The sequence below is a fragment of the Sphingopyxis italica genome (genome assembly GCF_011926545.1).
GTDB classification, from domain to species: Bacteria; Pseudomonadota; Alphaproteobacteria; order Sphingomonadales; family Sphingomonadaceae; genus Sphingopyxis; species Sphingopyxis italica.
This window is the reverse complement of the sequence record NZ_JAATIT010000007.1, coordinates 1-17,876: the sequence shown is the minus strand read 5'-3', so window position 1 is coordinate 17,876 and position 17,876 is coordinate 1. Positions and strand designations below refer to the sequence as shown.

General features: G+C 67.0%; 21 protein-coding genes and 1 pseudogene. 6 read left to right on the top strand and 16 right to left on the bottom strand.

Annotation, left to right across the window (positions count from 1 at the left end; all coding sequences use genetic code 11):
• Window positions 1-8: 8 nt before the first annotated feature.
• Both GGR90_RS18380 and GGR90_RS18375 read left to right on the top strand, forming a co-directional pair.
• Window positions 9-215 carry a hypothetical protein gene (locus tag GGR90_RS18380; RefSeq protein ID WP_167922867.1) on the top strand — a complete coding sequence of 69 codons (207 nt, stop codon included), beginning with the start codon at window positions 9-11 and terminating at the stop codon, window positions 213-215.
• Between the two features lie 27 nt (window positions 216-242).
• The gene (locus GGR90_RS18375) at window positions 243-776 is read left to right on the top strand and encodes a GNAT family N-acetyltransferase (RefSeq protein WP_167922866.1); all 534 of its coding nucleotides are present in this window, start codon (window positions 243-245) and stop codon (window positions 774-776) included.
• A gap of 56 nt (window positions 777-832) precedes the next feature.
• Here GGR90_RS18375 and GGR90_RS18370 read toward each other — a convergent pair whose 3' ends face one another.
• From GGR90_RS18370 to GGR90_RS18355, 4 genes and pseudogenes are all read right to left on the bottom strand, one after another.
• Window positions 833-1,501 carry a DUF6445 family protein gene (locus GGR90_RS18370; protein WP_167922865.1) on the bottom strand — a complete coding sequence of 223 codons (669 nt, stop codon included), beginning with the start codon at window positions 1,499-1,501 and terminating at the stop codon, window positions 833-835.
• Window positions 1,498-2,790, bottom strand: coding sequence for an RNA polymerase sigma factor (locus tag GGR90_RS18365; RefSeq protein WP_245198827.1), 1,293 nt, complete (start codon window positions 2,788-2,790; stop codon window positions 1,498-1,500). The genes GGR90_RS18370 and GGR90_RS18365 overlap by 4 nt, the downstream gene beginning before the upstream one ends.
• A gap of 117 nt (window positions 2,791-2,907) precedes the next feature.
• Window positions 2,908-3,258, bottom strand: a pseudogene (locus GGR90_RS18360) (YciI family protein); the annotation flags it as partial.
• Between the two features lie 90 nt (window positions 3,259-3,348).
• A complete protein-coding gene (locus tag GGR90_RS18355) occupies window positions 3,349-4,362 on the bottom strand; it encodes a GlxA family transcriptional regulator (protein ID WP_167922863.1) in 1,014 nt (337 codons plus the stop codon).
• Between the two features lie 127 nt (window positions 4,363-4,489).
• Between GGR90_RS18355 and GGR90_RS18350 the strand changes: the two genes are divergently transcribed.
• Together GGR90_RS18350 and GGR90_RS18345 are read left to right on the top strand one after the other, a co-directional pair.
• Window positions 4,490-5,317, top strand: coding sequence for an alpha/beta fold hydrolase (locus GGR90_RS18350; protein WP_167922862.1), 828 nt, complete (start codon window positions 4,490-4,492; stop codon window positions 5,315-5,317).
• A 52-nt stretch (window positions 5,318-5,369) separates the two neighbouring features.
• Entirely contained in the window at window positions 5,370-5,864 is a 495-nt protein-coding gene (locus tag GGR90_RS18345; RefSeq protein ID WP_167922861.1) for a hypothetical protein, read from the top strand.
• Between the two features lie 48 nt (window positions 5,865-5,912).
• On the opposite strand, the gene GGR90_RS18340 is transcribed toward GGR90_RS18345, so the two are convergent.
• A complete protein-coding gene (locus GGR90_RS18340) occupies window positions 5,913-6,689 on the bottom strand; it encodes a CPBP family intramembrane glutamic endopeptidase (RefSeq protein ID WP_167922860.1) in 777 nt (258 codons plus the stop codon).
• 90 nt (window positions 6,690-6,779) lie between these two features.
• A complete protein-coding gene (locus GGR90_RS18335; RefSeq protein WP_167922859.1) occupies window positions 6,780-7,451 on the bottom strand; it encodes a helix-turn-helix domain-containing protein in 672 nt (223 codons plus the stop codon).
• A gap of 130 nt (window positions 7,452-7,581) precedes the next feature.
• Here GGR90_RS18335 and GGR90_RS18330 point away from each other — a divergent pair, with 130 nt between their 5' ends.
• Window positions 7,582-8,001, top strand: coding sequence for a VOC family protein (locus GGR90_RS18330; RefSeq protein ID WP_167922858.1), 420 nt, complete (start codon window positions 7,582-7,584; stop codon window positions 7,999-8,001).
• A gap of 65 nt (window positions 8,002-8,066) precedes the next feature.
• Window positions 8,067-9,038 (top strand): NAD(P)H-dependent flavin oxidoreductase, encoded by a 972-nt coding sequence (locus GGR90_RS18325; RefSeq protein ID WP_167922857.1) that lies wholly within the window; start codon window positions 8,067-8,069, stop codon window positions 9,036-9,038.
• A gap of 184 nt (window positions 9,039-9,222) precedes the next feature.
• Here GGR90_RS18325 and GGR90_RS18320 read toward each other — a convergent pair whose 3' ends face one another.
• The 10 genes from GGR90_RS18320 to ccmC all read right to left on the bottom strand — a co-directional run bounded on the left by GGR90_RS18320 (window position 9,223) and on the right by ccmC (window position 17,699).
• The gene (locus tag GGR90_RS18320) at window positions 9,223-9,699 is read right to left on the bottom strand and encodes an AHH domain-containing protein (protein WP_167922856.1); all 477 of its coding nucleotides are present in this window, start codon (window positions 9,697-9,699) and stop codon (window positions 9,223-9,225) included.
• Window positions 9,699-10,544 (bottom strand): hypothetical protein, encoded by an 846-nt coding sequence (locus GGR90_RS18315; protein WP_167922855.1) that lies wholly within the window; start codon window positions 10,542-10,544, stop codon window positions 9,699-9,701. The genes GGR90_RS18320 and GGR90_RS18315 overlap by 1 nt, the downstream gene beginning before the upstream one ends.
• A 99-nt stretch (window positions 10,545-10,643) precedes the next feature.
• Window positions 10,644-12,605 carry a potassium transporter Kup gene (locus GGR90_RS18310; RefSeq protein ID WP_167922854.1) on the bottom strand — a complete coding sequence of 654 codons (1,962 nt, stop codon included), beginning with the start codon at window positions 12,603-12,605 and terminating at the stop codon, window positions 10,644-10,646.
• A 39-nt stretch (window positions 12,606-12,644) separates the two neighbouring features.
• On the bottom strand, window positions 12,645-13,328 hold the full coding sequence (locus GGR90_RS18305; RefSeq protein ID WP_245198826.1) for a tetratricopeptide repeat protein: 684 nt from the start codon (window positions 13,326-13,328) through the stop codon (window positions 12,645-12,647).
• Window positions 13,325-13,750 carry a cytochrome c-type biogenesis protein gene (locus GGR90_RS18300; protein ID WP_209023884.1) on the bottom strand — a complete coding sequence of 142 codons (426 nt, stop codon included), beginning with the start codon at window positions 13,748-13,750 and terminating at the stop codon, window positions 13,325-13,327. The genes GGR90_RS18305 and GGR90_RS18300 overlap by 4 nt, the downstream gene beginning before the upstream one ends.
• 2 nt (window positions 13,751-13,752) lie before the next feature.
• Window positions 13,753-14,283, bottom strand: a complete 531-nt coding sequence (locus tag GGR90_RS18295; RefSeq protein WP_167922852.1) for a DsbE family thiol:disulfide interchange protein — start codon at window positions 14,281-14,283, stop codon at window positions 13,753-13,755.
• On the bottom strand, window positions 14,280-16,250 hold the full coding sequence (locus GGR90_RS18290) for a heme lyase CcmF/NrfE family subunit (RefSeq protein ID WP_167922851.1): 1,971 nt from the start codon (window positions 16,248-16,250) through the stop codon (window positions 14,280-14,282). The genes GGR90_RS18295 and GGR90_RS18290 overlap by 4 nt, the downstream gene beginning before the upstream one ends.
• Window positions 16,247-16,684, bottom strand: coding sequence for a cytochrome c maturation protein CcmE (ccmE, locus tag GGR90_RS18285; RefSeq protein ID WP_167922964.1), 438 nt, complete (start codon window positions 16,682-16,684; stop codon window positions 16,247-16,249). The genes GGR90_RS18290 and ccmE overlap by 4 nt, the downstream gene beginning before the upstream one ends.
• 105 nt (window positions 16,685-16,789) lie before the next feature.
• Window positions 16,790-16,963 (bottom strand): heme exporter protein CcmD, encoded by a 174-nt coding sequence (locus GGR90_RS18280; RefSeq protein ID WP_167922850.1) that lies wholly within the window; start codon window positions 16,961-16,963, stop codon window positions 16,790-16,792.
• Between the two features lie 4 nt (window positions 16,964-16,967).
• A complete protein-coding gene (gene ccmC, locus GGR90_RS18275; RefSeq protein ID WP_167922849.1) occupies window positions 16,968-17,699 on the bottom strand; it encodes a heme ABC transporter permease CcmC in 732 nt (243 codons plus the stop codon).
• Between the last annotated feature and the right edge of the window lie 177 nt (window positions 17,700-17,876).

Genomic DNA, 17,876 nt, shown 5'->3' with positions numbered 1-17,876 from the left:
CGCTTGCAATGTCCGCCACCCGCGAATTCTATCTGGCCCAGGCCGCCCAGTGCGACGCCGCAGCCGCGGAAACCGCGCTGGGGCAGGTCCGCGACCGCAATTTGCGCGCCGCCGCCGCATGGCAAGCGATGGCCGACAAGCTCGAACGCGCCGAAACCGCGCGCGCCGAGCGCGAAGAGGCGGTCGCAAAGCTCCGCGCCGCCGCCGCTTCCTGAATCGGCCCACCCGCTATAGCCAAAGCGATGCTGGCCCACCGCCTCGCTACCGCCGCCGACCTGGGCGCCTTGCGCGAGGTGATGGCGATCGCCATCGCCGAACTGCAAAAGGGCTTCCTCTCCGCCGAACAGATCGCGGCGAGCCACGCCGTCATGGGGCTCGACACCCAGCTGATCGCCGACGGCACCTATTTCATCGTCGAGAAAGAGGGCCGTATCGCCGGCTGCGGCGGCTGGTCGCACCGTGCGACGCTCTATGGCGGCGACCATAGCGCCGATCTGCGCGACCCCGCCCCGCTCGACCCCGCCATCGACGCCGCGCGCATCCGCGCCATGTATACCCACCCCGGCTTCGCACGGCGCGGCGTCGGCCGCATGGTGATGAGCCTGTGCGAGGATGCGGCGCGCGCCGCGGGCTTCCGCCGCGCCGAGATGATGGCGACGCTGTCGGGCGAGCCGCTCTACCGCGCGTGCGGCTATGTCCCGATCGAACATGTCGAGGCGCCCGGGCCGAACGGGGTCGTCGTGCCGCTGGTCCGCATGGGAAAGGCGCTCGATTGATGGCGGGGCGGCCGCTAATCGACGACCCAATAGTCCGTCGCGCCGGCGGGCACCGATCAGCCGACCGACACGAAAGCCGTCACCGTCAGCCGCCCGGCAACCGGATCCGCTGTCAACGCGCTCACCGCCGAAATCGCCCCGCTGTGCAGGTTCCAGCTGCGATAGAGCAAGGCGCGATTGTAGCGCGCCGGCTCGGTCCGGACGCATTCGAACAGCGGCGTGTCGCCGAGCATATATCCGGGCGGCGGCGTCCCGCCATGGCGTATCTCGGTATCGAGGTGACGGAAGAAAAGATCGCGCCGCCCCTCGGTCACCGTCTCGAAACCCGTCGCGCGGTGGCGGAAGAAGGCGGTGCCGTCGCCGCCTTCGGGCGACAGATAATGGACAAGCGCGATGCGGTCCTCGGTAAAGGCGTCGACATGCGGCAGCCGCTGCGGGATCGTCAGCTCGCCGGGCGGGGTCGACACGATCGAAAAGCTCGCATCGACGACGTGCAGCGGCCCTTGCCGCCCGAAGGCGGCCGCAGCCGCGGCGATCACGGGAAGCTGCGTTGCCAGATAATTCTCGGGCAGCGTCGCGCGCACCCCGGGATAATGGTTGAGCGCCGGGGCGAAGTCCGCGGCCGCGGCAAACTGACGCAGCGCATCGGGGTCGGGCGCGAAATCGTCGAGTATGACCAGCGGCTGCGCCTCGCTTCCGATCGTCTCGACGCGCATGCCGGTCATTTGCCGCACGCCGCCGCGCGGTCCAGCAGGAAATCGCGCTCGCGCTCGTTCGCGGTCAGCGCCGCGGCGGCCTCGAACGCCGCCTTCGCCTCGTCGCGGCGCCCGGCGCGGAACAGGAAATCACCCCGCGCGGCGGGAAGCGGCGCATAGTTGCGCAGCGTCGCCGCGTCGGCGATCTGGTCGACCAGCCGCAGCCCGGCCTCGGGTCCGAATGCCATGCTGTGCGCCACCGCGCGGTTCAGTTCGACCACCGGCGACGGCATCACCTGCCCCAGCCGGTCGTAGAGGCCGGCGATACGCCGCCAGTCGGTCGCTTCCGCGGTGCGCGCCCGCGCATGGCACGCCGCGAGCGCCGCCTGCAGCGCATAGGGCCCGTCGGCGCCGCCCAGCGCCGCCGCCCGATCGAGCGCATTCAGCCCGCGGCGGATCAGCAGCTGATCCCAGCGCGCGCGATTCTGCTGCGTCAGCGGCACGAAACGCCCGTCGGACCCGGCGCGCGCCGACAGTCGCGACGCCTGAATCTCGACCAGCGCGAGCAGCCCCAGCACCTCGGGCTGTTCGGGCATCAACCCGGCCAGGATGCGCGCCAGCCGCTGTGCCTCGGCGCAAAGCGGCGGGCGGACGAGCGACGGCCCCGCCGTCGCGGCATAGCCTTCGTTGAAGATCAGATAGACGACCTCGAGCACCGACCCGAGCCGGGTCTGAAGTTCGGCACCGCGCGGCACCTCGAACGCCAAGCCCGCCTTGGCGATCGCCTTCTTGGCGCGCGTGATCCGCGCCGCGATTGCCGCCTCATTCGACAGGAAGGCCCGCGCGATTTCCTCGACCGTCAGTCCGCCGACCAGCCGCAGCGTCAGCGCGGCGCGCGCCTCGGGTGAAATCACGGGATGGCAGGCGGCAAAGATCAATCCGAGCAATTCGTCGCCCAGCGGATCGTCGAGCGCCGCCTCTGCGGCTTCCACGCGCATATCCTGTTCCTCGTCGAGCTCGCGGCCGATTTCGGCCTGTTTTCGCGAGCGCATCGCATCGTGCCGGACGCCGTCGATCAGCCGCCGCTTCGCCGCCGCGGTCAGCCAGGCGCCCGGCCGGTCGGGCACGCCGGTCTTCGGCCATTCGGTCAACGCAATCAGCAGTGCGTCCTGCGCCAGTTCCTCGGCCCGGTCGACGTCGCGCGTCATCCGGGCGAGCGATGCGAGCAGCCGCGCCCGCTCGATCCGGAACACCGCCTCGATCGCCCTATGGGTTTGGTCGCGGGTCTCGTCCTTCGCCATGCCTGCCTTCTCGGGCAAGGGAGCCGGGGAGGCAAGCATGGCGACCGGCATCGATTATTCGCCGCTGAGCCTGTCGCGCAGTTGCTGCTCGCGTTCGGCGAGTTCGGGGGTCAACGCGTCGCCGAAATCTTCCATTTCATAGAAGGGACGGATTTCGAGTTCGCTCGGTCCCGGCATCGGATTCGGGCAGCGTTTCGCCCAGGCGACCGCCTCGTCCATATCCTTGACCTCCCAGACCCAATAGCCCGCGACCAGCTCACGCGCCTCGGCGAACGGCCCGTCGATCACGGTGCGGCTCGCGCCGTCGAACGCGATGCGCTTGCCTGCGGAAGAGGGCTTGAGTCCGTCGCCGTCGACCATGACGCCGGCATTGACGAGCTCCTCGTTATACTTGCCCATCGCCTCGAACATTTCGGTCATTTCCTCGGTCGGCGGCAGGCCCTTTTCGCTGTCCTCGGTCGCTTTCACGAAAACCATCACACGCATTTTTCGTCTCCTTTTGATCGGGCCAACAGCGGCTCCTGTCCTGACGACGAACGAGCCGTCGCCAAATCGACACGAGCCGGAGAAATAATTTCAAGCGACCTCCGCCAGCGACCGCGGCGTCGAAAAACGCTGCCGATACTCGTTCGGCGACAGGCCGATCAGGCGGTGGAACAATTTGCGGAACGCCGCCGCATCCTCGTAACCGACGCTCCACGCGATCTGGTCGACCGTCCGCTTGGTGAACTCGAGCAGCTCGCGCGCCTTGCCGACGCGCAGATGCTGGACATATTCGACCGGCGTCATCCCCGTCGCCGCCTTGAACCGGCGCTGGAACGTGCGCTCCTCCATCCCCGCCTCGCGCGCCATCTCGGGCACAGCGACGGGCCCGACACCCTTGGCCTGCAACCAATGCTGCACCTTCAATATCGCCTCGTCGCCATGCGTCAGCCTCGGCGCGAAGCTCGCATAATGTTTCTGCTCGCGCCCCGACGGGTCGATCAGCAGGAAGCGCGCGGTTTCCATCATCACCGTCGGGCCGAGCAGCCGCTCGACGATGCGCAGCCCCAGGTCGGTCCACGCCATCAGCCCGCCGGCGGTGACGATGTCGCCGTCGTCGACCACCATCCGGTCGGCCTCCATCCGCACGTCAGGAAAACGGCTCCGGAACTCCTCGGCGAAGAACCAGTGCGTCGTCGCCGGCCGCCCCGCGAGCAACCCCGTCGCCGCGAGCGCAAAGGCGCCGCCGCAATTCGACGCGAGCACCGTGCCCTGCGCGTGCCGGTTGAGCAGCCAGCGCGCATAGGGTTCGACCTCGCCCGGCTCGAGCAGCTTGTGCAGGCTGCCCGGCGCGATCAGCACCGCGGGTGAATTGCCCGCCGCTTCATCGGGATGGCTGTCGTACCAGCGCGCGAAGCCGCCGCCCTCCTGCAAATGCCAGTGGCTGACGCGGAGCGGACGCCGGCCATGATCCACCGCAAAGCGCCCCGCGACGTCGAACAGGTCGGTGATCCCGTGCACCATGCCCATCTGACAATCGGGATAGGTCATCATCCCGACCTCGATCAGCGGCCCATGGGCTGCGTCCGGCACCTTCAGCTTCGGCATGGTGGCTCCTTTGTCGGAATCGGCCCGGATAATGTCGCGTCCGCCAATCCCGAGCAAGCGCGCATCGCCGTATCTGTTGTTTCACCGGGACGGACACCCCGCCCTCCAGACGGAAAGGAACCATAGCATGACCACCATCACCACCAAGGACGGCACGAACATTTTCTTCAAGGACTGGGGTCCGAAGGACGCGCAGCCGATCCTCTTCTCGCACGGCTGGCCGCTGTCGGCCGACGCCTGGGACGCCCAGATGGTCTTTTTCGCCAACCGGGGCTTCCGCACCATCGCCCACGACCGCCGCGGCCACGGCCGCTCGGATCAGGTCTGGGACAACAACACTATGGACCAATATGCCGATGACCTCGCCGAACTGATCGAACAGCTCGACCTGAAGGACGTCATCCTCGTCGGCCACTCGACCGGCGGCGGCGAAGTTACCCGCTACATCGGCCGCCACGGCACCGCGCGCGTCGCCAAGGTCGCGCTGATCGGCGCGGTGCCCCCGCTGATGCTCAAGACCGAAGCCAATCCCGGCGGCCTCCCGATCGATGTCTTCGACGGCATCCGCAAGGGCACCTTCGACAACCGCCCGCAATTCTTCAAGGACCTGACGCTGCCCTTCTACGGCTATAATCGCGACGGCGCGGCGGTTTCGGAAGCGGTGCGCGACGAATTCGTGCGGCAGGGCATGAACGGCGGTCTCAAGGGCCTGCTCGACAGCATCCGCGCTTTTTCGGAAAGCGACTTCAACGAGGACCTCAAGAAGTTCGACAAGCCCACGCTCGTCCTTCACGGCGACGACGACCAGATCGTGCCGATCGGCGCCGCGGCGCTCTCGACGGTCCAGATCGTCAAACAGGCGGTGCTCAAAGTCTACGAAGGCGGCGCCCATGGCCTCACCGTCACCGAGCAGGACCGCTTCAACGCCGACCTCCTCGATTTCATCAATAGCTGATCCGGACATGCGGGGCGACGGTCAGTCGTCGCCCCCAACAGGGAGTAAAACCATGATCCTCGGCCTCACCATCCCGCAGTTCACCGCGCTCCATGTCGCGATCAGCCTGATCGGCATCGGCGCGGGCCTCATCGCCCTCCCCGCGTTCGCGCGCGGGCGCCTCCTCCGCCGCACCACCCATATCTTCCTGTGGGCGACACTCTTCACCAGCCTCACCGGCTTCCTCTTCCCGATAGTCGCCTTCACCCCCGCCCTCGGCACCGGCATCCTCTCGACGCTGATCCTCATCTTCGCATTCGTAGCCTATTACGGCCGCAAGCTCGCCGGCCGCGCCGCCACCGTCTATGCGGTCAGCGCCACCGCCGCGCTCTACCTCAACCTCTTCGTGCTCGTCGTGCAGTCGTTCCTCAAGGTCCCCGCGCTCAACGCACTCGCCCCCAACGGCACCGAACCGCCGTTCGCCGCGGCCCAGCGCGCGCTCCTGCTCGCCGCGATCCTCTTCGGATATTTCGCGGTCAGGGCCAGCTGGCGCCCTATCGCTGCCTAATCATCGCCGAAACGACGCAAGGGCGGCCCCGCGGCCGCCCTTGTCGTGTCAGACCCACATCGCATTGAGTGCGATCACGATCGCCACTTCGGTAAAATTCCCCATCCCGTGCGCGACCATCGGCGCGAGCAGGCTCCGCGACCGCTCCATCAGCCAGACGTAGATGAGGCCCCAGGCAAAAGCGTAAATCTGCTGCGCCATCGCCTGGTAAAAGGGATCGACGGTGAAGGATTTCCAGTGCGCCACCCCGAACATCAGCGCGACGATATAGGCCGCGACGGGCAGATCGAGCGCCCCGATCCGCAGCCGCCCCGGGACGAGCACCACGAGCATGCCGACCAGCAGCCCACGAAAGATCGTCTCCTCCGCCAGCCCCGTGGTAATCATCCCGAGCAGATAGCCCGCCGAATCGAGCGGATATTTCGAATAGCTCATATCGGGCGCGGTCTGCGCCGCAATTGCGGGCCAATAATCGGCGACGAGCATCACCAACCCCATTGCGATCCCGATCAGAAAGGCGAGCCCGGCATAGCTGCGCCCCGACGGCCAGCGCAGATGATCGTCGGCAGCGGGAAGCAACCGGCGCATGATCAGGATCGCGACGAGGCCAAGCAGGGCCTGAAAGGCGATGGCAAAGAGCAGGAATACCGAGACATGATCGGTCCACAGCGTTTCGCCAGCCCGGTAGATCGCGCGCGCGGGAACACGCCCGAGTTCGAGCAGCCCTTCCATGAGCAGCGCGGCGAAGAGGATCGGCCAGAGGCGGAAACGGAAGCCGGAAAGCGCCACAGTGGGGCGCGGCGAGGCGGGAGAGAGGCTGGTCATGCCGGCAGTCTAACGCGCGGGCCCTACCCCTTCTTGAACAAATGTGACTTGCGACGACTAACGACCGGTAGTTGCCTCACTTTCATCGGCTCAGCGCACCGCTACCCGCCAGCGCCGCGGCGACATCCCGGTCAGCCCCGTCACCGCCCGCGTCATATGCGCTTGGTCCGCGTAGCCCGCCTCAACCGCGATCCCGGCAAGGCCGTCGCCACTCCCGACGATCATCCGCCACGCGCGTTTCGCCTGGCAATCGGCGCGATAAGCGGCGGGCGTGACGCCATAGAGCTTTTCGAAACTGCGCGCGACATGCTCGCGCGAGCGGCCGCGCGCCGCCGCCCATTCGCCGATGCGCGGCGATGCCGACGTGCGCAAAGCGGCCGACAACTGGTCGGGCAAGTCCTCTTCCTCGGCCGCCAGCGTGGGTGCTAGGTCGCTCAGCAGCGCCGCCACCGCCTCGACCGGATCGCGTTCCGCCAGTCGAACGATCCGGTCGGGATCGGCGATCCGCGCGCGCGCCGGCCAGTCGCGGCCGTCGAACGGCAGCGGCAGGTCGAGCACCACCGTCCGCTGGGCCGAAATCCGGTCGCGGTGTGCCGAAAAGGGCGCGTGGAGCAGCACTTCGCCCGCCCGCGCCGCCATCCGCCCGACATCGCCGGCTTCCTCATATGCGCCGGTCAGCACGACCGTCGCATAGGGTTCGCGATGATAGTGGCGCGCGATTTCGGCCGCGGCGGGCAACTGGCTGGGCTGGAGCAACCGCATCGCCCGATAATGTCGCGCCCCGCGGTCGAGGGCAACCGCCACCGGACCAACCCCCGTCTCCGCTCGATGGACAGCGAGGGCACGCACAAGTTAGGACGTCCGCTCACAGAACATGCGAGGAGCGACCGCGATGAACACACCTCCCTTCACCCTTCGCGCGATCGACCATGTGGTCCTTCGCGTCGTCGATCTCGACCGCATGGTGGCCTTTTACCGCGAAGTTCTCGGCTGCACCGACGAGCGCGTGCAGGCCGAAATCGGCCTCTATCAACTGCGCGCGGGCGATTCGCTGATCGATCTCGTCACCATCGACGGCAAGCTGGGCGCGATGGGCGGCGCGGCGCCGGGGCGCGAAGGCCGCAACCTCGACCATTTCGCGATCGCGATCGCGCCGTTCGACGAGCCGGCCATCCGCTCCCACCTCGCGCACCACAACGTCGCGATCGAACAGGCCGGCCCGCGTTACGGCGCCGAAGGCGAAGGCCCGTCGATCTACATCAGCGACCCCGAAGGCAATATCGTCGAACTCAAGGGTCCCCCGTTCGATTGAATATCTTGCACAGCTTTCCGTTTACGTTAAGGTCAGTTTCAATTGGCAACCGGAGAGACTGATTCATGGCCCTTCCCCCGATTTTCGACCGCCTGCGCCTGCCCGTCATCGGATCGCCATTGTTCATCGTATCGGGTCCCGACCTCGTCATCGCGCAGTGCAAGGCGGGCGTGGTCGGCAGTTTCCCGGCGCTCAACGCGCGGCCGCAGTCGCTCCTCGACGAATGGCTGCATCAGATCACCGAGGAACTCGCCGCGTGGGACCGCGACAATCCCGACCGGCTGTCGGCGCCCTATGCGGTCAACCAGATCGTCCATAAATCGAACGACCGGCTCGAGGCCGACATCGCGACCTGCGCCAAGTGGAAAGTCCCGATCACCATCACCTCGCTCGGCGCGCGCGAGGAACTCAATCAGGCGGTGCACGGCTGGGGCGGCATCACGCTCCACGACGTCATCGACGACCGCTTCGCGCGCAAGGCGGTCGAAAAGGGCGCCGATGGTCTGATCCCCGTCGCCGCGGGCGCGGGCGGCCACGCCGGCCGTCAGTCGCCCTTCGCGCTGGTGCAGGAAATCCGCGAATGGTTCGACGGCCCCGTCGCGCTGTCGGGCGCGATCGGCCATGGCCGCTCGGTCCTCGCCGCGCAGGCGTGCGGCGCCGACCTCGCCTATATCGGCAGCGCTTTCATCGCGACCGCCGAAGCCAACGCCGATGAGGGCTACAAGAACGGTATCGTCGAGGGCCGCGCCGCCGACATCGTCTATTCGAACCTGTTTACCGGCGTCCACGGCAATTACCTCCGCCAGTCGATCGTCTCGGCCGGCATGGATCCCGAGAATCTGCCCGAAGGCGATTTGAAGACGATGAACTTCGGTTCGGGCGGCAATACCAAGGTCAAGGCGTGGAAGGACATCTGGGGTTCGGGCCAGGGCATCGGCCCCGTCACCGCGGTGCGCCCGGTCGCCGAATATGTCGCCGAACTCGAAGCGCAATATCTCGCGGCGCGCCGTGAGCTCGAAGCGAAGGTGCGGTTGTAAGCCCGCCTCGCCAAGCCGTTCGGCGAATGTCGGCTTTGGGGTGGTGAGCGGACACGCCAAACATTCGTCATTCCCGCGAAAGCGGGAACCCAGTGCGGGATCAGCTTACCCGCGCTCTGGGTCCCCGCTTTCGCGGGAATGACAATGTAAAAGACGGCAGCAATCGGCCCAAAGCCGACCTCATCTACCCCCCGAACAACCGGTCGATCGCCTCGTCCAGATAGGGACGGTCGACGAACAACCGCATCGGATCGCGCCGGTTCAGCCAGAACCCCCCTCCGTGTCCGTCGGTCAGCGCCCGCCGCGTCGTGTCCTGCAACAGCCGCAGGCGCATGACGGCGGTGCGGCGCGCTGCCCGGATGTCGGCCGGCGCCTGTAACGCGAAATGCGCCCTGATCCCTTCGACCCGCGCCGCGACGACATCGCTGTAACCCCGATGCGGTCCGCGATGCAGCGCATGACCCGATCGCAGCGCGGCCGGCTCGCACGCCGGCAACACCAGCCCATTGGATGCGAAATTCTGGAGCGCGAACCCTTCGCCGTGGAGGTGATCGAACATCGCCGCCATCTGCGCGCGTCGGAGCAAGGCGATCGGGATCAAATGGTGGCGCTGAAATCCGGACAGCGGCGGCGGCGCCCCATGCCAGCCGCGCCCCGGCATCAACCGTCGCGGCCGAATTCGACGATCACCGTCGATCTTTGGCTCGCGCCATCCATCGGCGGCAACAGGTCGATCCACTCACCCGCATCCAGCCCGCGCATCGTCCGCGCGGTGCGGACCGGGCCGTTGAGCATCATGTCGAGCGCGAGCCGCGACAGCCGCCGTACCATTTCGGCGACCGTCCAGCCCCCCGGGATGCGCGCTTCCAGCTCCTGCCCGGCGAAAAGCGCCAGCCCGCGCGTTCCGATGCTCGCGCCGCTCGCCGAATCCTTGCGGCGAAAGGCGACCAGGTGCAGCACCGGCGGCATCCCGCTCGCCAGCATTTCGGCGATCGAGGCGCGAAACTGCGGCGCATCGGACCATAGCCGCGCGGGCGACCAGAAGAGATGGCTGGCATCGAACAGGTCAATCAGCAGCACCATCATCTTGAAGAATTCGCGCATCCGCGTCGTCTGCGACGACGATACGGCGCGATCACTTTCGGGAATGAAAATCCAGCAATCCCCGCTCTCGCGCCATCCGCGCGGCAGGCTGGCGGCGAGCAGGCTCGTCGACGGATGATCGGGATCGGCCAGATCGAGCGCCGCGCCGGCGGCGGGGCCGGCGAGGACCGACACCGCCCCGAACGCCATGCGAAAACAGGGCGCGGCGATCCGCGCGTCGGGGGCCGTGCCCGCATCGCCGATCCGCTCGGGCTGCAATCCCATATGCCGAAGCGATGTTTCGATCGCGTTGCTCGATGCGCCGCGCATCGCGGGTCCGAGGATCAGCGCGAAGGGTTCCGGCGGAACCGGCAGGATCAACGCATCGCGGTTATCGGCATCCATCTGCTGCGCGCCCTTCATGGGTTCGCCGCTTGCATCGCAAGACCGACCGGAATGTTCAAACGCTTATTGGCGTATGTCGGAAAGTTAATCGGGCGCGCCCATGCCTCGCCGGCGACGTCAGATCGCAACCTGACTGCCCAGTTCGACGACGCGGTTCGTCGGCAGGCGGAAATATTCCATCGCACTTTCCGAATTGCGCAGCATCCAGGCGAACAATTTTTCGCGCCAGATCGGCATGCCCGGCTGGCTCGCCGCGATCAAAGTCTGGCGCGACAGGAAAAAGCTCGTCTCGAGCATCTTGAACTCGCCGCCGCAGCTCGTGACGCGCCCCAGCGCGGCGGGCACGTCGATCGGCTGCATGAAGCCGTAATTCAGGATCAGCCGGTGAAACCCCTGCCCCAGATCGTCGAGCGCGCAATGATTTTCCGCGCGCACATAGGGAACGTCGGCGATCTTGATCGTCAGCAGGATGATGCGCTCGTGCAGCACCTTGTTGTGCTTCAAATTGTGGAGCAGCGCGTGCGGCACGCCGTCGGCGCTCGACGTCATGAACACCGCGGTCCCCGGGACGCGCGTCGCGCTGTTCGCCGCCGATTTGACGAACACCGGGATCGGCATCGCGCCCTCGGCCATTTCCTGCTGCATCAGCTTGCGTCCGCGCGACCAGGTCGTCAGCATGGTGAATATCGTCAGGCCGATCGCCAGCGGCACCCAGCCGCCGTCGGGGACCTTGATCAAATTCGCACCGAAATAGGCGATATCGACGATGAAGAAGACCGCGAGGATCGGCAGCGCCTTCCACGCCGGCCATTTCCACAGCGTGAACAGCACGACGCTCAGCAGGCAGGTATCGATGAACATCGCCCCCGTCACCGCGATGCCATAGGCGGCGGCGAGGTTGCTCGACGATCCGAAGCCGAGGACGAGGATGATCACCATCACCATCAGCCCCCAATTGACCATCGGGATATAGATCTGCCCCTGCGCCGAGGCGCTCGTATGCTCGACACGCAGCCGCGGCATGAAGCCCAGCTGGATCGCCTGCTGGGTCAGCGAGAAGGCGCCCGAAATCACCGCCTGGCTCGCGATGATCGTCGCGAACAGCGCGAGGATGACGATCGGCACCCGCCACGCATCGGGCATCATCAGGAAGAAGGGATCCTGGATAATGCCGAGCCGCGCGCCCATTTCGGCTTCAAGCACCATCGCGCCCTGCCCCATATAGTTGAGCATCAGCGCCGGCAGCACGAAGGTCAGCCAGCTGAGCCCGATCGGGCCGCGCCCGAAATGCCCCATATCGGCATAGAGCGCCTCGGCGCCCGTCACCGCCAGCACGACCGCGCCCAGCGCGATGAAGGCGGTGAAACCGTCGACATAGAAGAAGCGCAGCGCGTTCACCGGGTTCAGCGTTTCGACGATGATCCCCGGATGATCGACGATATGGATGAGCCCGAGGATCGCCAGCATCGTGAAATAGGCGAGCATGATCGGCCCGAACAGCATCCCGACCTTCGCCGTCCCGCGCGACTGGATCGCGAACAGCCCGATCAGGATCGCGAGCGCGATCGGTACGATATAGGGCTCGAACCCCTTGTTGACGTAGGAAAGCCCCTCGGTGGCCGAGAGCACCGACATCGCCGGCGTGATCATGCTGTCGCCATAGAAGAGCGCGGTCGCGAACACGCCGAGCAGGATGATCGGCCAGGTCCAGCGCTTCTCGCCCGACGAGCGGCTGATCAGCGCGAGCAAAGCCAGACTGCCCCCCTCGCCCTTGTTGTCGGCCTTCATAATCGTCAGCACATATTTGAAGGTGACGACGAGCATCATCGACCAGAAGACGAGGCTCAGCACGCCATAGATGTGCAGCCGGTCGGCATCGATCGAATGGTGGCCCGCAAAGGTCTCGCGAAAGGCGTAGAGCGGGCTGGTGCCGATGTCGCCGAACACGACCCCGATCGCGCCGACGGCCAGCTTCAGCTTGCCATCGCCCTCATGCCCATGGCCGTAATGGCCGGTGTCGGCGGCGGCTTCGAGGGCAGCTGCGGCGCCCCCGCCCGCCTGTTGCGACTCAGCAGTCATCGCGCGCCTTTAGACGAGCCCGCGCCTTTGGAACAGGTTTCAATTCGCGGCGTCCCCGGCCGGTGCATCGGCCGGGGTTTCGCCCGAGGTTTCGGGAGGAAGCCGCGGCCCCAGCGCCTGCCGCAGCTGCGCCAGCCGCACATCGAGATCGCGCCGCCACGGCGCATCGGCGGGGCTGCGCGCGAGCAGCCCGCTCCACACCGCCTCGGCGCCCTTCAGGTCGCCGCCCTGCGCGAGCGCGAGCCCCGCGAAGAAAGGCGGCGCCGGATGCGACGGATCGCGCTTCGCCGCCTCGTCAAACGCGAGCGCCGCCGCGGGCGACATCATGCCGCCGCCATGCGCGGCGAGCGCGTTGCCGAGCCCGACCCACAGGTCGACATTGTCGGGATATTTCTCCAGCCCTTTTTCGAGCGTCTTCGCGGCGAGCTCGGTCTTGCCCGTGCGCGCGAAGCCGTCGGACATGCCGAGCCATTGCGCCGCGGGACCAAAACGTTCGGCCATGCCCTGCCGCTGGTCGGTGATCGCCTCGCCAAAGCCGTCGGGCTCCTCAGCCGTCACAACGGGCTTGCCCGGCAGCGCCGGATTCCCCTGCAACGCATAGCCCGCGAGCCCCAGCATCACCGCCGCCCCGGCGAGCGGCCGCGCCGCCGTGGGCAGCTTGCCGAGCCAGAATATGCCGCCGATCGTCAGCGCCGCGGCGAGCAGGACCCAAAGCCAGATCATGCGGCGTCCTCCGTATCATCCTTGCCGCGCCGGAACCGGCCGAACGCCAGCCATCCGCCGATCGCGAGGAACAGCAGCGGGCCCAGCCAAAGCAATGCCGTCGCGCCGTCGAACGGCGGGTCATAGCTCACCCAATTGCCATAGCGCGCGACGAGCCAGGCCTTGATCTCGCCCGGACTCTCGCCCGCCGCGATCTTCGTCCGCACCTCGTGCCGCATGTCGCCCGCCAGCGGCGCGTCGCTGTCGGCGATCGATTGTCCCTGACAGACGAGGCAGCGCAATTCCTCCATCAGCGCCTTGGCGCGCGCTTCCTGCGCCGGATCCTTGAGCTGCTGATAGGCATAGGGCGCGGGCGGCAAGCGGTCCTGCGCCGCCAGCGGCAGCGCCAGCGCGCCGAGCAGACAGAGAAGGGTCAGCCGCAATGTCACTTCATCGCCTCGAGCTTCGCAACGATCTCCGGCACCTGGTCGGCCAGGATCACGCCCTGGATCTGCTCGCGGATGATGCCCTTGCCGTCGATCAGGAAGGTTTCGGGCACCCCCGACGATCCCAGCGCGATCTGGACGCTGCTCTGCATGTCCGCCCCGATGCGGTCGAACGGATTGCCATATTCGCGCAGGAACATCGCGACATCGTCGGGCCGGTCGCGGATCGCGATGCCGTCGATCGGCACCCCCGCGGCCTTCAGCGCCTCGAGCTGCGGCGCCTCGGCGCGGCACGGGATGCACCAGCTCGCGAACACGTTGACCAGCCGCGGCTTGCCGTCGGCGAGCTGACTGCTCTTCAGCCCCTCGACCCCCGCCGTCGCGGGCGGCAGGTCGAACAAGGGCATCGGCTTGTCGATCCACTGCGACTGGATCAGCGTTTCGGCGGGCGTCACCAGCCGATAGATGAAGGCGCCGAACAGCAACCCCATGATCGCCAGCGGCACGAACAGGACCCAGCGATTTGTCATGGCGCGAAACGTTCCTCCAATTTGCGGGCACGCCGCGCGCGCCAGATCGCCAGCAATTGCGCGCGCCCCAGCATCGACAATGTCGCGCCGACCGCGATCAGCGCGCCGCCGAGCCAGATCCACCACACCAGCGGTTTCCACCACAGGCGGATCTGGTAGCGGTCGGCGCGGCCGTCGTCGCTCGTCACCGGCTGGCCCAGCACGGCGTAAAACTGCCCGCCCGGGCGCGTCAGCAGCGCCGCTTCATTCGTCTCGGTCGGCGCGGTGCCCATCAGCCCGGGGAAAGTCCGCGCCTCGGGTTTCATCGTGAAACGGCTCCCCGACGAGGTCGTCGCGACCAGCGTGCCCTCGATCGCGGTATAATTCGGTCCCGCGACGGGCTTCACCCCGGCGAACTTCACCGAAAAATCGCCGATCCTGATGTCGTCGCCGGGAGCCGCCGCGACCAGCCGTTCCTTGATGAAGGCGCTTTCGGCACCCATGCCGGCAAGGCACACCGCGACGCCGAAATGCGCGATGACCATGCCCCAGGTCGGCAGCGGCGTGCGGCGGAGGTTGCGTCCCCACAGCGGCGCGAGGCTCGCGACCGCGACGATGCCCGCGACGGTCATGCCGAGCAGCGGCAAGATGCCGACCTTGCCGCCGAACAGGATCAGCGCGAACAGCACCGCCGCCCCCGCGAACAGCGCGAGCGGCAGGCGGGACCAGAGCCTTTTGCCGTCGTCCTTGCGCCAGCTCAAAAGCGGCCCCGCCACCATCACGAGGCAGAGGATCAGCGCGAGCGGCCCCGCGACGCGGTTGTAATAGGGCGGCCCGACCGAAATCTTCTCGCCCATCGCCTCGGCCACGATCGGATAGAGCGTGCCGAGCAGCACGAGCGCGAGGATCGTCGTGAGCAGCAGATTGTTGATCACCAGCGAGCCCTCGCGGCTCAGCAGCGCGAATTTCTTGCCTTCGGCGACCGCCCCGGCGCGCAGCGCGAACAAGGTCAGCGCGCCGCCGATATAGATCGCCATCAGCACGAGCAGGAAGGTGCCGCGCTCGGGATCGACCGCAAAGCTGTGGACGCTCGTGAGCAGCCCCGACCGCACGATGAAGGTCCCGACCATCGACATCGAAAAGCCGATCACCGCGAGCATCACCGTCCACGCGCGCAGCGCGTTGCGCGTGGCGGTCACCGCGACCGAATGGAGCAAGGCCGCGCCCGCGAGCCACGGCACGAGCGACACATTCTCGACCGGGTCCCAGAACCACCAGCCGCCCCAGCCGAGCTCGTAATAAGCCCAATAGCTGCCGGCGGTGATGCCGAGCGTCAGGAATATCCAGCTCCCAAGCACCCACGGCCGCATCGCGCGCGCGAAGGCCGGACCGATTTCGCGCGTAATCAGCGCGCCGACGGCGAAGCTGAACGCGACCGACAGCCCGACATAGCCGACGTAGAGCGTCGGCGGATGGAACGCCAAGCCGATGTCCTGGAGCAGCGGGTTGAGCCCCTGCCCGTCGGGCGGCGCCACCGGCAGCCGCTTGAACGGGTTCGACGAGAAAAGCAGGAAGGCGAAGAAACCGAGGCTCAGCGCCGCCTGCGCCGCGAGGGTCGCAACCAGCGTGTCCTCGCGCAGCCTTTTCTCGAAAATAGCGATCAGTCCGCCCGACAGCGACAGGATCATCAGCCACAGCAGCATCGACCCTTCGTGGTTGCCCCACGTCCCCGCGATCTTGAAGATCATCGGCTTCAGGCTGTTGCTGTTGCGCGCGACCAGCTCGACCGACATGTCCGACCGCACGAACAGCGCGATCAACAGCCCGAACGCGGCGGCGGTGAGCACGCCCTGCGCAACGCTCGCCGGCCGCACGAGCGCCGCCAGATCCTTGGACCCGCCGCGCAGGAACAATGTCCCCGCGACCAGCGACAGGCACGCGAGCGCGGCGGCGATCCAGAGGAGCGCGAGACCGAGTTCGGCGATCATACCCCCGCCGCCGCCTTCATATTCTTGGGCATGTCGCCCATCTGCGGCGGCATATAGCGCTCGTCATGCTTGGCGAGGATGCGGTCGGCGACGAAAGTCCCGTCGGCGCGCATCCGGCCGTCGGCGACCATGCCGCTCTCCTCGCCGAACAGGTCGGGGACGATGCCCTTATATTCGACCGGCACCGACGCCTTGCCGTCGGTCGCGACGAAACGGATCGTCAGGCCGTCGGCCTGGCGCACGATGCTGCCTTTGGCGACCATGCCGCCCAGCCGCATCGCCTCGCCGACTTCGGCCTTGCCGTCCTCGATCTCGACCGGCGTGCGAAAATAGGCCGCCTCGTCGCTGAGCGCGCTCGCTGCGAGCACGCCCGCGCCCGCAACGCCGCCCAGCGCGACCAGCGCCAGAATCAGCCGTTGATGCTTGGCCTTCACGGGCATCCCCTCAAAAAATAGGGACAGTCCCTATTTATTTGCAAGGCGCGCGCAACGCGCTCCACTGATCGCGGATAATAAATAGGGACAGTCCCTATTTTTTGCTCACCGCCCATCTTGTAGTTCCCTGCGATCCCTACGCAGCGCATCGCTGCGCTTCTCGGCCTTTTTCATCGCGCGCCAGCTCGTCCACAACACCGCGCCGGTCAGCAGCGCCGTCAGCCCATAGGCTGCGGCGACATACGCCCATTGCCCGCCCCCGCTGATCACCCCCGTCACGCCTCTATCCCTCCTCGTCGGCCAGTCGCCGCAATCGCGCCGCGACGCGGTTGTCGGCGATGATCCGCCGCATCCGCATCAGCACGATCGCCCCGAATAGCAGCGAAAAGCCGAGCACCGTCAAGCCCAGCGGCCACAGCAGCGCATTGTCGATGCTCGATCCGCCTAAGGTGATGCTCGGCCCCTGATGCAGGCTGTTCCACCACACGACGCTGCGGTTGATGATCGGGATGTTGATCGCGCCGACGAGCGCATAGATCGCCGCGCCGCGCGACAGCGAACCGCCTTGCCGCTGTCCGTCATCGCCGCTCGTCAGCGCGATGAAGCCCGCGTAGAGGAAGAGCAGCACGAGCATCGAGGTCATCCGCCCGTCCCACTCCCACCAGGTGCCCCATGTCGGCTTGCCCCAGATCGACCCGGTCGCGAGGCACAGCGCGGTAAAGAGCATTCCCGGCACCGCGATCGCGCGCGCCGCGATGCCCGACAGCGGATGCCGCCACACGAGCTGCACCAGCCCGGCGATCGCGAGCGAGGTCCAGCCGCCCATGCCGAGCCACGCCGACGGGACATGGACATAAAGAATCCGCGCGGTCTCGCCCTGCTTGTAATCGCCCGGCACCATCGTCAGCCCGGCCCACGCGCCGCCGAGCACGAAGAGCAGCCCGACGCCGAGCAACCACGGCGTCAGCGGCTTGGCGATCGCCAGAAAACGGGTCGGATTGGCATAGGCGTGCATCGGTTTCGCGTCGTCCTTAGGCGAGCCGGACAGGAGGGTCCAGCAATTTGCCCGGCGCGACTTGGCGAATGACGGGTTTCGGCGGTGGGTTCAACGGGTCGCCGCAACACGCTCAGCGAACATTTCAGCCGGTGTCTGATACATCAAGGTTTTTCTGGGGCGCTCGTTGAGCTGGCG

Excerpts from the sequence above, each read along its gene's own strand:
- GGR90_RS18380 (WP_167922867.1), top strand. The coding sequence starts at position 9 with ATGTCCGCCACCCGCGAATTCTATCTGGCCCAGGCCGCCCAGTGCGAC.
- GGR90_RS18375 (WP_167922866.1), top strand. The coding sequence starts at position 243 with ATGCTGGCCCACCGCCTCGCTACCGCCGCCGACCTGGGCGCCTTGCGC.
- GGR90_RS18370 (WP_167922865.1), bottom strand. The coding sequence starts at position 1,501 with ATGACCGGCATGCGCGTCGAGACGATCGGAAGCGAGGCGCAGCCGCTG.
- GGR90_RS18355 (WP_167922863.1), bottom strand. The coding sequence starts at position 4,362 with ATGCCGAAGCTGAAGGTGCCGGACGCAGCCCATGGGCCGCTGATCGAG.
- GGR90_RS18350 (WP_167922862.1), top strand. The coding sequence starts at position 4,490 with ATGACCACCATCACCACCAAGGACGGCACGAACATTTTCTTCAAGGAC.
- GGR90_RS18345 (WP_167922861.1), top strand. The coding sequence starts at position 5,370 with ATGATCCTCGGCCTCACCATCCCGCAGTTCACCGCGCTCCATGTCGCG.
- GGR90_RS18340 (WP_167922860.1), bottom strand. The coding sequence starts at position 6,689 with ATGACCAGCCTCTCTCCCGCCTCGCCGCGCCCCACTGTGGCGCTTTCC.
- GGR90_RS18335 (WP_167922859.1), bottom strand. The coding sequence starts at position 7,451 with ATGCGGTTGCTCCAGCCCAGCCAGTTGCCCGCCGCGGCCGAAATCGCG.
- GGR90_RS18330 (WP_167922858.1), top strand. The coding sequence starts at position 7,582 with ATGAACACACCTCCCTTCACCCTTCGCGCGATCGACCATGTGGTCCTT.
- GGR90_RS18325 (WP_167922857.1), top strand. The coding sequence starts at position 8,067 with ATGGCCCTTCCCCCGATTTTCGACCGCCTGCGCCTGCCCGTCATCGGA.
- GGR90_RS18320 (WP_167922856.1), bottom strand. The coding sequence starts at position 9,699 with ATGCCGGGGCGCGGCTGGCATGGGGCGCCGCCGCCGCTGTCCGGATTT.
- GGR90_RS18315 (WP_167922855.1), bottom strand. The coding sequence starts at position 10,544 with ATGAAGGGCGCGCAGCAGATGGATGCCGATAACCGCGATGCGTTGATC.
- GGR90_RS18310 (WP_167922854.1), bottom strand. The coding sequence starts at position 12,605 with ATGACTGCTGAGTCGCAACAGGCGGGCGGGGGCGCCGCAGCTGCCCTC.
- GGR90_RS18305 (WP_245198826.1), bottom strand. The coding sequence starts at position 13,328 with ATGATCTGGCTTTGGGTCCTGCTCGCCGCGGCGCTGACGATCGGCGGC.
- GGR90_RS18295 (WP_167922852.1), bottom strand. The coding sequence starts at position 14,283 with ATGACAAATCGCTGGGTCCTGTTCGTGCCGCTGGCGATCATGGGGTTG.
- GGR90_RS18290 (WP_167922851.1), bottom strand. The coding sequence starts at position 16,250 with ATGATCGCCGAACTCGGTCTCGCGCTCCTCTGGATCGCCGCCGCGCTC.
- ccmC (WP_167922849.1), bottom strand. The coding sequence starts at position 17,699 with ATGCACGCCTATGCCAATCCGACCCGTTTTCTGGCGATCGCCAAGCCG.